Origin of the sequence: Rhizobium brockwellii (assembly GCF_000769405.2) — a bacterium.
Lineage (GTDB): Bacteria > Pseudomonadota > Alphaproteobacteria > Rhizobiales > Rhizobiaceae > Rhizobium > Rhizobium brockwellii.
Genome location: NZ_CP053439.1, coordinates 2,316,602 through 2,330,255, shown reverse-complemented (window position 1 = coordinate 2,330,255; position 13,654 = coordinate 2,316,602). Strand labels below are relative to the sequence as shown.

General features: G+C 59.8%; 13 protein-coding genes. 2 read left to right on the top strand and 11 right to left on the bottom strand.

From position 1 onward, the window contains the following. Window positions 1–13 precede the first annotated feature (13 nt). Complete coding sequence (locus RLCC275e_RS11630; RefSeq protein WP_033182287.1) at window positions 14–832, bottom strand: class I SAM-dependent DNA methyltransferase; 819 nt, start codon at window positions 830–832, stop codon at window positions 14–16. Window positions 833–946: 114 nt separating this feature from the next. On the opposite strand from RLCC275e_RS11630, the gene RLCC275e_RS11625 reads away from it, so the two are divergent. Continuing rightward, on the top strand, window positions 947–1,672 hold the full coding sequence (locus tag RLCC275e_RS11625) for a DUF2270 domain-containing protein (protein ID WP_033182288.1): 726 nt from the start codon (window positions 947–949) through the stop codon (window positions 1,670–1,672). Between the two features lie 64 nt (window positions 1,673–1,736). On the opposite strand, the gene RLCC275e_RS11620 is transcribed toward RLCC275e_RS11625, so the two are convergent. From RLCC275e_RS11620 to RLCC275e_RS11605, 4 genes are all read right to left on the bottom strand, one after another. Continuing rightward, window positions 1,737–2,003 carry an usg protein gene (locus tag RLCC275e_RS11620; RefSeq protein WP_003540344.1) on the bottom strand — a complete coding sequence of 89 codons (267 nt, stop codon included), beginning with the start codon at window positions 2,001–2,003 and terminating at the stop codon, window positions 1,737–1,739. 162 nt (window positions 2,004–2,165) lie between these two features. After that, window positions 2,166–2,996, bottom strand: coding sequence for an ABC transporter permease (locus tag RLCC275e_RS11615; protein ID WP_003560029.1), 831 nt, complete (start codon window positions 2,994–2,996; stop codon window positions 2,166–2,168). Then, complete coding sequence (locus RLCC275e_RS11610; RefSeq protein ID WP_033182289.1) at window positions 2,993–3,799, bottom strand: ABC transporter permease; 807 nt, start codon at window positions 3,797–3,799, stop codon at window positions 2,993–2,995. The genes RLCC275e_RS11615 and RLCC275e_RS11610 overlap by 4 nt, the downstream gene beginning before the upstream one ends. Window positions 3,800–3,912: 113 nt before the next feature. Then, entirely contained in the window at window positions 3,913–4,686 is a 774-nt protein-coding gene (locus RLCC275e_RS11605; protein WP_033182290.1) for a transporter substrate-binding domain-containing protein, read from the bottom strand. 331 nt (window positions 4,687–5,017) lie between these two features. Here RLCC275e_RS11605 and RLCC275e_RS11600 point away from each other — a divergent pair, with 331 nt between their 5' ends. Beyond that, entirely contained in the window at window positions 5,018–7,225 is a 2,208-nt protein-coding gene (locus RLCC275e_RS11600; RefSeq protein WP_033182291.1) for an OmpA family protein, read from the top strand. Between the two features lie 274 nt (window positions 7,226–7,499). Here the strand turns inward: RLCC275e_RS11600 and RLCC275e_RS11595 are convergent, their stop codons facing one another. The 6 genes from RLCC275e_RS11595 to RLCC275e_RS11570 all read right to left on the bottom strand — a co-directional run bounded on the left by RLCC275e_RS11595 (window position 7,500) and on the right by RLCC275e_RS11570 (window position 13,601). Continuing rightward, window positions 7,500–8,588, bottom strand: a complete 1,089-nt coding sequence (locus RLCC275e_RS11595) for an ABC transporter ATP-binding protein (protein WP_033182292.1) — start codon at window positions 8,586–8,588, stop codon at window positions 7,500–7,502. A gap of 216 nt (window positions 8,589–8,804) precedes the next feature. Beyond that, on the bottom strand, window positions 8,805–10,259 hold the full coding sequence (locus RLCC275e_RS11590; protein ID WP_033182293.1) for an extracellular solute-binding protein: 1,455 nt from the start codon (window positions 10,257–10,259) through the stop codon (window positions 8,805–8,807). A gap of 44 nt (window positions 10,260–10,303) precedes the next feature. Continuing rightward, window positions 10,304–11,332, bottom strand: a complete 1,029-nt coding sequence (locus RLCC275e_RS11585; protein ID WP_003560018.1) for a carbohydrate ABC transporter permease — start codon at window positions 11,330–11,332, stop codon at window positions 10,304–10,306. Next, window positions 11,329–12,204, bottom strand: coding sequence for a carbohydrate ABC transporter permease (locus RLCC275e_RS11580; protein WP_003560016.1), 876 nt, complete (start codon window positions 12,202–12,204; stop codon window positions 11,329–11,331). Before RLCC275e_RS11580 ends, RLCC275e_RS11585 begins: the two co-directional genes overlap by 4 nt. Beyond that, window positions 12,201–13,133, bottom strand: a complete 933-nt coding sequence (gene rbsK / locus RLCC275e_RS11575) for a ribokinase (RefSeq protein WP_033182294.1) — start codon at window positions 13,131–13,133, stop codon at window positions 12,201–12,203. Before rbsK ends, RLCC275e_RS11580 begins: the two co-directional genes overlap by 4 nt. 12 nt (window positions 13,134–13,145) lie before the next feature. After that, window positions 13,146–13,601: an RbsD/FucU family protein gene (locus tag RLCC275e_RS11570; RefSeq protein WP_033182295.1), complete on the bottom strand. Its 456-nt coding sequence runs from the start codon at window positions 13,599–13,601 to the stop codon at window positions 13,146–13,148. Between the last annotated feature and the right edge of the window lie 53 nt (window positions 13,602–13,654).

Sequence of the window (13,654 nt, the reverse complement as noted above, 5' to 3'; positions counted from 1 at the left end):
TCACGTGTTGGCGTCAGCCATTATACCGGGCGATCACCAAATGGCCTGGTGTGGGCCGGCCTTCTTCCATGCGCACGTTGATATCCGATATCTCGACGAGTTCGAAACCGGTGGCCGTCAGGCGTTCTCTGACATAGGCGTCGGCATGAGCGAAGCGCTGGTGCGGGCCGACCATATAGGCGCGGCCGGCGAGAATTTCCTCAGGCAGGGTTTCCGAGGAGAAGATGAACAATCCGCCCGGCATCAGGTTCTCGGAGGCGCCGAAGAACAGCGGTTCGAGCGCGCCGAGATAGGGCAGCACGTCGGTGGCGGCGATGATGTCGAAGGCTTCCTCGTCGTTGTCGTCGAGGAAATCCTCGACCTCGGCGACGAAGAGCGTCTCGTAGAGATCCTTCTCATGGGCGATCTCGACCATCTTCTCCGATATGTCGATGCCGGTCATGTCGGCGCAGAGGTCGCGCAACGCGCCGCCTGTGAGGCCCGTGCCGCAGCCGAGATCGAGCAACCGCTTGAACGGTCCGAGCGTTAAAGCCTGCAGGCGCTGGCGCACCAGCATTGGCACGTGATAGCCGAGTTGCTCGACGAGCACGTCTTCGAAAACCTCGGCATGCTGGTCGAACAAGGTCTCGACATAGGCGTCGGGCGCCTTGACCGGCGTTTCGCCGCGGCCCATCGCGGCGATGCGTACGGCCGCACCGCCGTGATCGTCGGGATCGAGTGCCAGGACTTCCTCATAGGCTGCAACGGCCGCATCGACATCTCCGGCCTTTTCCAGCTCCAGCGCGCGGTTGTAGGCCTCGCCAAGGGCATCTTCGTCGATCTTCTTTGCCATTACAGTCCATCGTCCTTTTGTTTCAGGCATGCGTCTAAGACGGCTTTCGATGTTTTGCAATGGCGCGATTGCGGGCGCAGAATGGCCGAAAAGAAGACCCAGGGAGGAAAGACCATGAAAACGGAGCCAGAACGGACATTATCCGCGACGGAAGGAGAGGCCGGCCGGGCATTGCTGCTACCTACGACACCAAACGAGGTCACCAACACGCTCAGCCATTATTACCGCGGTGAACTCGGGCGGATGACCAGCTGGCGCGACCGCATCGACCGGACGTCCAACTGGGCGATCACCGTGGTCGCAGCACTCCTCTCGGTGTCGCTCTCGACGCCGAACTCGCATCACGGGGTGCTGTTGTTCGGGATGATGCTGGTGACGCTGCTTTTGATGATCGAGGCGCGGCGCTACCGCTTTTTCGATATCTATCGCGCTCGCATTCGCCAGATCGAGCGCTGCTATTTCGCACAGATTCTGGCGCCCGACGCCAATGCCGGCAGCGAATGGGCGGCGGTGGTCGCCAGCAGCCTGCGCAAGCCGCGCTTTCTGCTCAGCTATCAAGAGGCGATGCACCGCCGGCTCAAACGCAATTACGGCTGGATGTATTTCATCCTGTTGCTCGCCTGGTGCCTGAAGATCTCGACGCCGAAACTGCAGACGGAGGGAATGCCGGCGCTGCAGGCGCAGTCGTGGGCCTATGTCATCGACAATGCCGTGCTCGGGCCGGTTCCCGGCCTTGCGGTCATTGCAGTCGTCATCGCCTTCTATGTCGGCATGCTCGGTTTCGCCCTGCGCCCGGATCGCGACGAAGGCGAATTCGGCCGTGGCGAAGCACATGTCTGATACGGTGAGTATGATGTTCTGCGAAAAGCCGTTCACACTTTTCGGCATCATGCTGCAGACCCGATCAGTGCAGGATAAATTCGCCCTTCAGTGCCCGCCACTCGGTTGCCGAGATCAGCTTGCGGTGGATGTACCGCACCGAATGCAGCGGCCCATCGAGCTTCTCTTCCCAGAATTTCAGGAAGCCGCGCATTTCGGGAAAATCGGGGGCGAGGTCGTAATCCTGCCAGACATAGGTTTGTAGAATCACCGGGTGGTCCGGCAGGCGATAGAGGATCTGGGCGGTCGTCAGACCATAGCCCTTCAGTTGTTTTTCCATGTCCTTATGCATCGTATTCCGCTTCTTCTTGTTCCCACTCGCGCGCTTATTAGCGCTGCATGATATGGAAACATGCGAGTGGTTAACGGAAGCTTTACAGATACTTCGTAAAAGGGCAATTTATTTTTAATATCAATGGTTTGGCAGCATCGTCCGGAGAGTGCTGCCAAAGGCTTAGCGCTTGAGATGCCGGGTCAGGCGGCGCTCGAACCAGGCCCAGAGATGGCGTAAAGCCTCGACGATGGTGAGGTAGAAGATCGCCGCCCAGAGATAGGTCTGATAGTCGAAAGTGCGGGAGAAGGCGTAACGGGTTTCGCCCATCAGGTCGAGTACGGTGATGATGGCGACGACCGCCGAGCCCTTGATCAGCAGGATGATTTCGTTGCCATAAGGGCGAAGTGCGACGATGAGAGCCTGCGGCAGGATGATCTTGCGGAAGGCGATGAACTTGTGGATGCCGAGTGCGGCGGCCGCCTCGTGCTGGCCATGCGACACGCTTTCGATGGCGCCCCGCAGGATTTCCGCCTGGTAGGCCGCGGTATTGATGGTCATGGCAAAGAGGCCGCAATACCAGGCTTCGCGGAAGAACCACCAGATGCCGACGGCCTCAAGCTGCGGCCGGAATATGCCGAGGCCGTAATAGACCAGGAACAGCTGGGCAAGCAGCGGCGTGCCGCGGAAGAAATAGATGTAGCCGTAGGCCAGCGCATTCAGCACCCGGTTCTTTGACATGCGCGCCACGGCAAGCGGCAGCGACAGGATGGCGCCGCAGATAACGGAAATGAAAACGAGGCTCAGCGTTATCCAGAGGCCATGGAGATAACGCGGCCCGTAGCGGGTGAATTTTTCCGGATCCCAGCCATTGATGATGGAGATCACCAGGAGCACCCCAAGCAGAGCCCAGAGAGCGACGAGGATATAGCCGGCCATGCGCGCCGGTGTCATCGGCTTCATCACTTCCCGGGGTGCGGGCTGCGGCGGGATCAGTGTTTTGGCGTAGCTCATCGGCGGATCTCCGAACGCTTGGCCCAGCGCTCGACATAGACGAGCAGAAAGGAGGAGAGGATGGCGAGCACCAGATAGAGGCAGCAGGCTAGACCATAGAAAAAGAAGGGTTCCTTGGTCACGCGTACGGCGACACTCGTCTGGCGCAGGATATCGGCAAGACTGATGATCGAGACGTAGGAGGTGTCCTTCAGGAGGACCATCCAGAGGTTCGTCAGTCCCGGCAGCGCGATGCGCACGAGCTGCGGCAGGACGATGAGGCGCAGCGTGCGGCCGCGATGCAGCCCCAGCGCGTCGCCCGCCTCATATTGTCCCTTGGGAATGGCGCGGAAGGCCGAGAGCAGCACTTCCGAACAGTAGGCGGAGAAGACGACCGAAAGCGCGATGACGCCGGCGAGGAAGGCGTTGATCTCGATCGGCGGTCCGTTGTAACCGACGAAGGTCAGCAGAGACTGGATCAGCATCTGCATGCCGTAATAGATGATGAAGAGCGTCAAAAGCTCCGGCAGGCCGCGGAAGATCGTGGTGTAGATACCAGCCGCCAGCCGCAGCGGCTTTTCCTCCGACTGCTGGCCGAGCGCCACCAGGAAGCCGATGGCGAGGCCGATCGGCAGGGTGACGATCGCCACCGAAATGGTGACCTGCAGGCCAAGCGCAATCTCGTCGCCCCAGCCGGTATCGCCACAGGCAAGGATCGTCGACTGACCTAACCAGGTGAAGATGCCAACGGGTCCGCACAGCGGATCGAATATGTGCACAATCCAGCTCCAGAAGGAGCTCAGCGCGGAAAATAATCCGCCCATGCGAGAATTCCCCTCACGGCTTTTGCCGTTTTAATCTTGCAATCCTTGTCAAACAAAAATGGCGGAAGAGCAAGCCTTCCGCCATTACCTTCGTCGGCCAGATAACGAATTTCTTATTGGCCGTAAACGTCGAAGTCGAAGTACTTGTCCTGGATCTTCTTGTATTCACCGCTGGCGCGGATCGCGGCGATCGCCGTGTTCAGCTTTTCCCTGAGCGGATCGCCCTGGCGGATAGCAATGCCTGCGCCGTTGCCATTGATTTCCTTGTCGACCGGCAGGGTCGTCAGGATCTTGCAGCAAGCGCCGGCGTCGGACTTGACCCATTCGGAGAGAACGACGACGTCGTCGATGACGGCGTCGACACGGCCACTGGCAACGTCGAGCTTGTATTCGTCAGCGGTCGGATAGAGCTTGAGCTCGGTGTCGGCGAGATGCTTCTCGGCATAGTTGGCGTGTGTCGTGGAGGTCTGCGCGCCGATCACCTTGCCCTTGAGGCCGGCGACGTCCGATATCGTCGAATCCTTCGGCACGGCAATGGCCGGCGGGGTGTTGTAGTACTTGTTTGAGAAGTCGACGAGCTTCAGACGCTCCGGCGTGATCGACATGGAGGAGACGATCATGTCGAACTTCTTGGCGTTGAGCGCCGGGATGATGCCATCCCAGTCGGTGCTGACGAAGGTGCATTCAGCCTTCATCTCGGCACAGAGCGCCTTGGTGATGTCGATGTCGAAGCCTTGGATGGTGCCGCTGGCATCGACGAATTCGAAGGGCGGATAGGTCGAATCGGTGCCGATCACATATTTCTCGCCATCGGCCATGGCCGATCCGGCAAAAAGGGAAATCGCCGCGATCGAGGCTGCCGCGAAAATACGGGTAGAATTAAGCATGAGGATCCTCTCTGTTGGTAGCCGTCGCTCCTTATTTCTGTTGGGCTGACGGCCGCAGTTCAACGGTGCTGAGACCGCCTTGCGGCGATAATCAGACTTTTTTTCATGGAATTGCAACACAAATCCCATCGCAATTGTGCAGTGCAAATAGCAGGTGAGATGAACGCCGGCAGACTGCAACATTCACGCGAGGTTAATCCCCAACTTCTTAGAACCGGAACAAATCGGCGGCTCGGCAATTGCCATTCCGCCGTTTCGCCTCAATGCGAAGCTAGGGGCGGAACCAGGGCCTGGCGGCCTCAAGAAGCTCAAACAGGATCGAGGAAACCCGATGGGCATGAAATCAAGATTGTTCGCAAGCGCGGCTTTTCCGTTGCTTTCTCTTTCGCTGGCTTTGCAGCCGGCAGCGGCGATGGCGGCCGTGCGCGACATCGCGACGCAGGCTTCGCCCGTGCGGCAGGCCGAGCAGGGCAGCTTCGAGGTGGCGCAAGATGCGCCTTCCGAAGAGGAGTTGCTGAAGAAGAAGCGCAAGGAGAAGGAGGAAGCTCCGGCCGAACAGGCGCCCGCCGCCGAGAAGCCGGCGCAGCAGGAAGCGCCCGCGGAAAAGCCGAAGGCTGAGCGCAAGGAAGCTCCGGCGCCTGAACCCAAGGCAGAGCCGGAGGCGCCCAAGGCCGAAGCAGCGCCGAAAGAAGAGCCTGCTCAGCAGCCGGAAAACAAGCCCGAGCGGAAAGCCAAATCGGAAGCGCAGCCCGAGGCAAAGCCCGAGGCCGAGCAGCCGGTAACCCAGGAAAAGCCGAAAAAGCCGAAGAAGACGGAGGCGCAGCAGGCCGAACCCGAACAGCAGCCGGCAGCAAAGGAAGCTCAGCCGGAAGCGGAGCAGGCACAGCCCGAAGCCAAGCCGGAAGGCGGCAAACGGGATAAAGGACAGGACAAGGCCCAGGGCCGGGATAAAGGCAAGGGCAAGGCTGAAAAAGAAGCTCAGCCTGCCGCTCCCGAAGCCGTGAAGCCGACTGCGGAATCGACCAAACCCGAAGCCACGCCTGAGGCAAAACCCGCCGCCGAGGCGCCGGCCGAGAAAAAGCCGGCAAAGGGTGAGACTGCAGCACCAGCAGACAAAGCACCCACAGACAACGCAACCGAAGGCAAGGCAACCGAAGGCAAGGCGACCGAGGACGAGGCGGCGGCACCGGAAGCTGCCCCCGTCGAAAAGCCCAAGGGCGGCACGGCGGCAAAGCCCGCCGGTGAGCAGCCCGCCGGCGCACAGCCGACTGCGCCCACGACTGACACTGCCCAGCCGCTGCCGGATGCCAGCGGCGGCCAGCAGGCGGAGCAGGCTATTCCGGCGCCGGAAAAGGCTTCGCCCGAGGAGCTGGAGCGTCGCAAGAAGATCGCCGCAGATCCGGCCAAGAGCAGCGAGACCGTCGTGCTGCCCGTGGAGAACGGTGCGGCGGTGCTCGACAGTGACAAGGATGCCGACCGTAGCAAGGGCCGGGAAGGCCGCCGCGACCGCGACAGGCAGCGCGCCGACAGCCAGGAGGTGAAAGTGCCGACCTCGGATGCCGATGCACAGGCCGCCACCGGCGGCAAGGCGCCGGCGCCAGTCAAACTCGAGGCGGTGACGCGCGAGAAGGGCAGGAAGCTCGACGAGCGGCCACGATTCGTCCGTCCCGACGGCGCGCGCTTCGACGACCGTGGGAGCGACGACAGCCGTGTGATCATCCAGTACGACAACAGGACGATCGTGCGCGGCGACGATGACAGGCGCTTCCTGCGCGACGGCGAACGGCCGAGCTACGAAGAGCTGTCCGGCGACCGCTACCGCGAGACGATCACGCGGCCGGAAGGCTATCGCATCGTGACGATCCGCAACCGCTACGGCGACATCATCCAGCGGTCGCGCGTCGATGCCCGCGGACGCGAGAACGTGCTCTATTATTCGCAGGATCTCTATGACGATCCGGACCGCGACTATTTCGAGGATCCGGGCGCCGACCTGCCGCCGATGCGGCTGCGTGTGCCGCTCAGCGACTACATCATCGACACCCGCAGCGACCCGAACCGGGACTATTACGAGTTCCTGAGCGAGCCGCCCGTCGAGCCGGTCGAGCGCGTCTATTCGCTGGATGAGGTGAAGTATTCGGCTCGTATCCGCGACAAGGTGCGTCGCATCGATCTCGACACGATCACCTTCGCGACCGGCAGTGCCGATATCCCGATGACCCAGGCGCGCACCTTGCGCAAGGTCGCCGACGCGATCAGCCAGGTGCTCGAGAAGGATCCGAGCGAAACCTTCCTGATCGAAGGTCATACCGATGCCGTCGGCTCTGACCAGAGCAACCTGATCCTCTCCGACCAGCGGGCGGAATCGGTCGCCAACGTGCTCTCCGACGTCTACGGCATCGCGCCGGAGAATCTGGCGACGCAGGGCTATGGTGAGAGCTACCTGAAGGTCAACACGTCGGCCCCTGAGCAGGAAAACCGCCGCGTCACCATCCGCCGCGTCACGGCACTGGTCCGCCCGGTCGCTGCCAACAAGTAACGATGTTGCCCCTCCCCATTTTCGGGGAGGGGCATTTCGGTCTTGCTTCTTCTTTCCAAGTGGCTTGAAGGATGGTTGAGAAGTGCGGCTCGCTCTTCTCCCCGGCGGGGCGGTGCCGGCAGGAGAGCGGATTGTCGTCGATCATCGAGGCATTGCGACGCCCTTTAGCGCCTATGCTGCCCTGTCGACGCCACGTATCTTTGAATTCATATGGCGCAGATCGCGATGTCCGAATGTCCTCTTCGTGGATTGCCGTATAACTTCACGATGGTTCTCAGCCCACCGTGTCTCCGGTACTTTTAAGGAAAAAGTGCATTTTTTGGGTATCAATTGGAACGCTAATTCTGTCATCCGGGCCAACGCGCGATGATGCGTCGATTTGGGCAGTAAAGGCCGCTGACCCGACCTTGCCGATCGCCAGCGTATATGGACCGAGTGGCTCGATATCGGCGACCTGAAGGCTCACTGTTGAAACGTTGGGATCCCTAACCATAGTATGCTCCGGTCGGATTCCGAGAACCACTGATTGTCCCACTGCCGCCGAAAGGCGCTCGGCTTTTTGCGTGGGAACTGCAATGTCGACGCCACCCTCGGCTTGGAAGGCAATTCCACCGGAGTTTTGCACAAGTTGCCCCTCGATGAAATTCATGCTTGGCGAGCCGATGAAGGCAGCAACGAAGAGATTCTTCGGGGATTCATAAAGGGTGATCGGGTCAGCGGCCTGTTCGATCCGCCCTTGATTCATGACCACGACCCGATCTGCCATCGTCATCGCCTCTACCTGATCATGTGTAACGTACACGATCGTGGTTTTGAGCCTGCGGTGTAAGAGCTTGATTTCTGTTCGCATTTCAATGCGCAATTTAGCGTCGAGGTTGGACAAAGGTTCGTCGAACAGGAACACATCCGGCTGGCGAACGATCGCTCGGCCAATTGCCACACGTTGGCGTTGGCCACCTGAGAGCGCGTTCGGCTTGCGTTTCAAATAGGCACCGAGATTGAGAATGCGCGCCGCATTTGCAACGGCGGCATCGATGTCCTGCTTCGGCGTTCCGCGCACCTTCATGCCGTAGCCGATGTTTTCGGCGACTGTCATATGCGGATAGAGCGCGTAATTCTGAAACACCATCGAGCAATTGCGCAGACCCGGGCGCAGTGCCGTAACGTCGCGCTCGCCTATACGGATTTCCCCTGATGTCGTCTGTTCCAACCCCGCGATCATCCGCAGGGTGGTTGTCTTCCCGCAGCCGGAAGGCCCGACAAGAACCACGAATTCCTTGTCGGCAATTGCCAAATCGAGCGGAGGAATGACCTCAACGCTACCAAAGGATTTGGTGACCTGATCCAAACGCACCTGGGACATGCTGTAACCTTTTCATGAGAATTCCATCGCCTGACCCAGCGCATCGTCCCGAAAATCGGAATCGATTTTCGGAAAGCACGATACGAGGATTGAAAGAGTTAGAGCGTCCTTCGTCCGAAAGGACGCACGACACTTTAAGCGGCGATGGTTTGCTTCTTCTTTCAACGATGTCTGATCCCATCCCGGCACCGCCGGGATGGGATGTTGAGGATGGGCTTACTTTGCAGGCAGGCCCATCGACGAACGATAGGCTGCCAGTTGCTTGTCGCGGCCGAACTCGTCCGTCAGCTTGTTCCATCCGGCAGCCACGGTATCCAGCGCCTGCTGCGGCGTCACCTCTCCAGCCAATGCCTTGGAAAGCTCGATTTCGAGAATTTCCGTATAGGAGAAATAGCCCGGTAGGCGCATGTCGAGCGCCGTGTTCTTGGCGGTCACCGCTTCCTTCTGGCTTCCAAGATATTCCTTGGCCTCACGTTCGGAAAAGATCTTCGACCACAACGCCGTATTTGTCGTGTGCGAAAGACGGTAAGGATTGACGCCTGTGCCGCCGGTAATCGCCGCCTGACCGGAAACCGCCGGGCTCGTCAGGAACTGGATATAGTTCCAGGCCGCTTCTTGGTTCTTGGAGGACGACGGAACAGCCGCCTGCCAACCGCCGAAGGCCATGAAGGAAGTCTGGACGACCTCCGGCTGCTTGTCCCACTTTTTGGTCTTGTAGTTCCAGATCTCGTCGGAGCCCGGCAGCGATGCCGAACCGACATTGCCGGCGACCTTGGACTGCTTCGGGTCGGCGGCGATGACGCCGGTATCGCCCCAGCCGATCGATTCCGCGACCTGGCCACCGGCAAAGGCCGCGTTCACTTCGCCGAACGAGAAATTCAGCGCATTTGGCGGTGCGAGCTTGGAGGCGCGAATATATTCCTCCAGGCCGCGCACCCAGCCCGGATTGTTAACCTGCGCATCCATCGTATCCGGATCGAAGAACATGCCGCCGGGATTGTCGGGATGGCTAGTGTATCCCGCCACGTGACTGAACAGGAACCAGAATTGCTGGCCACCACGGCGGAAGGCTTCCGCTGTGCCCCAGAGGCCCTTGTCCGGCTGCTGGAAGAATTCGGCGATGTCGAGATATTGCTTCCATGTCTTCGGCGGGGCCAGATCGTAGCCATACTTCGCCTTGAAGGCGCTCTGGTTTTCCGCGTTTTCAAACAGATCGATGCGGTAGGTATAGGTGTGGGCGTCACCGTCCATGGTCTGCGACAGGACCTTGCCATTCCAGACCATCAGTTGCTCGCGGTAAACCGGCGCGATGTCTTCCCAGTCGGCACCTGATTGCATCGCCTTGGGCATTTCCGAGAGAAAATCGGTGAAGTCTGGTGCCCAGGCCGGGGCAAAGGCGACCACGTCGAACGTGTCTTCGCCCGAGGTCAACGAGGTTACGATTTTCGGATAGAGTTCCGACCACGGAAATTCGACGACATTCACCTTGCCGCAGGTCTTTTCCTCCCAGCCCTTGGCCGCGAGTTGCAGCGCAGAGGCGATATAGGGGCCTGTCTGCGTCGTGGCGGTGAGCGTGACACCGGTGTAGTCCGGTTCGCACGCGAGCGCGGATGTGACGCCCGCCGCAGCAAGTAGTCCTGCGGCCGTTGAACTCAATAGGAATCTTCTCATGTTTTCCTCCCCGGAATTGAACAATGACTAGGCTTGTCGAACGGTCACTTTATTGCTCCTAAAAGCAGGCCAGACCGCATCAGCCTGCTCAAAATGCCCGCCATGACGACCATGGGTATGATCGCGACCAGGGCGGCTGCCGATATCGACCACCACTCGTCGCCGCGCTGGCTGTTTTGCCCTGCGACGAGAATGGGAAGGGTCTGCCATTTGGAACTGGTCAGGAAGAGTGCGAATAGGAACTCGTTCCAGACGAAGGCGAGCGTGATCATGAATGTCGCGATCAGGCCCGGCTTGGACATGGGCAGGACGATACCGAAGAAAATTCTCCACGACGGCACATTGTCGACCATTGCCGCCTCTTCGACTTCAACCGGCAGTGCCGCAAAGAAATCGCGCATCAGCCAGATCACGATCGGCAGCGAGAAGGCGACATAGGCGAAGGTGAGGCCCGTATAGGTGTCCACCAGCTTGAACCCCAACTTGCCCATTTCCGTGTACATCAGGAACAAGGCAAAGGCGGCGACGATCGGCGGAAACATGCGCTGGCTGACAAACCAGAAGACGATATCATCATTGCCGAGGAGCGGCCCTGGAAGCTTCATTCGGCTGGAGCCGATGGCGAGCGCAAGCGCTGCAATAAAGGCAAAGATCAGCGAAATAGCCTGCCCGTAACCCAGCACATGACGGCCGAGAAGATATCCGCCAAAGGCAACAACGACGAAAATCACGCCGGACAGCAGCTTGACCTCGAAGGTGAAGCGCACCAGCGCATAGGCTGCCATGGATCCGATGAAGGTGGCCAGCACCGATGCGGAAAGCCCGATGATCGTCGAGGCGATGAAGGTGTTGTAGAACTGGCCGCGCGCGCCCGACAGAAGCTCGCTCCAGGCTGTCAGCGTCGGGTCGAAGTCGACAAATGGTATATAGGTTGGCCCGCCGACGACGCCGAGCGGCGACTTGAACGAGGTGATCGCGACCCAGTAAAGCGGAAAGAAGGTGAAGGCCAGCCACAGCAGGCAACCTGCGAGCGCCCACCAGCGGCCGGATCCTTTGAGGTCACGCACACTCATTTGTGCTTCTCCAGATAGGGCTTCAGGATGGCGAGATAGACGAGCCCGATCACGGTAATGACGATCAGGAACAGGAAGGACAGGGCGGATGTGTAGCCGAGGTTGAACTTCTTGAAGCCCTCCTGATACGCGAACAAGGTCAGCGTTTCGGTCGAAATGCCGGGCCCTCCGCCTGTCATGACAAACACCGTGTCGATGATCTTGTAGCTCTCTATGAGGCGGATGAAGACCACCGCCACCGAAATCGGCAGCATCATCGGGAAAGTGATCCCCCAGAACTGCTGCCAGGGACTGGCATTTTCAAGCGCGGCAGCCTCGTAGACGTCCTCCGGCAGGGTTTGCAGCCCGGCAAGAAGCATCAGGATGACGAAGGGTGTCCACTGCCACACTTCGACGGAAATGATGGCGCCGATAGCCCATCTGGTCTGAGTCAGAAACGGCAGATTGGGAAAGCCGAAGGCGGTCATCAACTCATTGAGCGGGCCCATCGTCGGGTTGAGGATCTGGCGGGCAATGAGTGCAACGGCGACGGGCGCCACCAGCATTGGCACGAGGAAGCTGACACGGAACAAACCTTCTCCGGGCACGCGACGGCTGAGCGCCAGCGCCACGGAAAAACCGATGACATACTGCAGCGACACCGCAACAAAAGCGATGATCGTCGTCGTCCAGGTGACACTCCAGAAGCGCGGATTCTGAAGCAGTTCCGCATAGTTACCGAAGCCGACGAAATGCGCGGGGATCGGCGGGACGAGCCGGAGGCTCATGAAGCTGGTGGTCAGCGAATAGATCAGCGGGAAGATCGAGATCACCAGCACGATCAGCAACGCCGGCCAGATGAAGAAGTGTTTGACCGGATCGTTGCGGGTCATGTTGCACTTCCTTTCTGCAGAAGCGCCTCGATTTCCTCGATCTTCGGCATTGCAGGCGCGGTACCCCGCCGCGTCACCGCAATACCGGCGGTCGCGCAGCCGAAACGCACGGCCTCGACCGGACTGGCGCCCCGCGAGAGCGCTGCCGAGAAGCCGCCGACAAATGCGTCGCCAGCGCCGGTGGTATCGATGACTGCTCCCGACGAGACCGCCGGAACATGAACCGATTGCCCGGCCGTATGATACAGAACACCGCGACCACCCAGTGTGATCAGCGCGGCTTTCACGCCCTTGGCAAGAAAGGCGTCGCCAGCCCGTCTGGCGTCGTCGAGCGTGTCGAGCGGAAAACCGACGATGGCGGCTGCTTCGGTTTCGTTTGGCACGATATAATCACAGAGCCGATAGATCGTGTCCGGAAACGGCTCGGCCGGTGCTGGATTGAAAACAGTGGTAACGCCGGCCGCATGGGCGATTTCGAGGGCGCGCTGCGCCGCTTCAGCCGGTTGTTCGAGCTGGGTCACGAAAACAGCCGATTGCTCGATGGTTTCGCGTGCCGCCTCAACATCACCAACGCCGATGGTGCCTGCGGCACCTGGATAGACGATAATCGCATTGTCGCCGTTACCGTCATTGACGTAGATGAAGGCAGCGCCGGTCGGCATATCGTCCATCTGCACAACCTTCGGCGTCACGCCCGCTTCTGCATAGGTCTTCAGCGCCATGTCGCCGAACGTGTCGCGACCGATCTTCGAGATGAAGGAGACTGTTCCACCGGCGCGGGCAGCAGCGACAGCCTGGTTGGATCCCTTGCCGCCCGGGCCTACCGCAAAACCGGTCCCGGTGATGGTCTCGCCAACGTTTGGCATGCGCTTGGCCAGATAGGCCGTGTCGGCGACGAAAATCCCGAGGATCGAAACACCCACCTTCATTATCGTTTCCCCTCAAACGGTTTCCGGCGGAATCACGCCTTTGGTGAAGAGGAAGCAGCCGTAGAAGCGGTTTTCGCCCGTGGTGATAACGCAATAGGCCTTTTTGGCTTCCTCATAGAAGGCGAAACGCTCGATGCCATACATCGGCGCCGGCTTGCCCTCGGCGCCGTCGATCACGGCCTGGACTTCCTGCTGCACTGGAGGGATCTCGTCCGGCGCGCCCATGATTTCCATTCGTCCGGCAGACGGCTGCAGCGGCGTATCCAGCGGCATTACCGAAAGAATAGCTTCGATGGCGCGGGCAGAGGACACATTGTCTATGTGCAACAGCTTGCCGAGCACCGTTTGCCGGGCAATGGAATCCGAAGGAAAATTGGTGTCGGAAACGACGACCGTGTCGCCATGCCCCATGGACCGGAGCGCGTGCAGCACATCCGCATTCAGAGCCGGATCGATATTCTTCAGCATGAAAATCCTCCCTTAGTTGCACCATTTCGCAGCACCTCGTGCCGCAAAACAGA

Bases quoted from the DNA above. Each gene is read 5' to 3' on its own strand.
- RLCC275e_RS11630 (WP_033182287.1), bottom strand. From the start codon at position 832: ATGGCAAAGAAGATCGACGAAGATGCCCTTGGCGAGGCCTACAACCGC.
- RLCC275e_RS11625 (WP_033182288.1), top strand. From the start codon at position 947: ATGAAAACGGAGCCAGAACGGACATTATCCGCGACGGAAGGAGAGGCC.
- RLCC275e_RS11620 (WP_003540344.1), bottom strand. From the start codon at position 2,003: ATGCATAAGGACATGGAAAAACAACTGAAGGGCTATGGTCTGACGACC.
- RLCC275e_RS11615 (WP_003560029.1), bottom strand. From the start codon at position 2,996: ATGAGCTACGCCAAAACACTGATCCCGCCGCAGCCCGCACCCCGGGAA.
- RLCC275e_RS11610 (WP_033182289.1), bottom strand. From the start codon at position 3,799: ATGGGCGGATTATTTTCCGCGCTGAGCTCCTTCTGGAGCTGGATTGTG.
- RLCC275e_RS11605 (WP_033182290.1), bottom strand. From the start codon at position 4,686: ATGCTTAATTCTACCCGTATTTTCGCGGCAGCCTCGATCGCGGCGATT.
- RLCC275e_RS11600 (WP_033182291.1), top strand. From the start codon at position 5,018: ATGGGCATGAAATCAAGATTGTTCGCAAGCGCGGCTTTTCCGTTGCTT.
- RLCC275e_RS11595 (WP_033182292.1), bottom strand. From the start codon at position 8,588: ATGTCCCAGGTGCGTTTGGATCAGGTCACCAAATCCTTTGGTAGCGTT.
- RLCC275e_RS11590 (WP_033182293.1), bottom strand. From the start codon at position 10,259: ATGAGAAGATTCCTATTGAGTTCAACGGCCGCAGGACTACTTGCTGCG.
- RLCC275e_RS11585 (WP_003560018.1), bottom strand. From the start codon at position 11,332: ATGAGTGTGCGTGACCTCAAAGGATCCGGCCGCTGGTGGGCGCTCGCA.
- RLCC275e_RS11580 (WP_003560016.1), bottom strand. From the start codon at position 12,204: ATGACCCGCAACGATCCGGTCAAACACTTCTTCATCTGGCCGGCGTTG.
- rbsK (WP_033182294.1), bottom strand. From the start codon at position 13,133: ATGAAGGTGGGTGTTTCGATCCTCGGGATTTTCGTCGCCGACACGGCC.
- RLCC275e_RS11570 (WP_033182295.1), bottom strand. From the start codon at position 13,601: ATGCTGAAGAATATCGATCCGGCTCTGAATGCGGATGTGCTGCACGCG.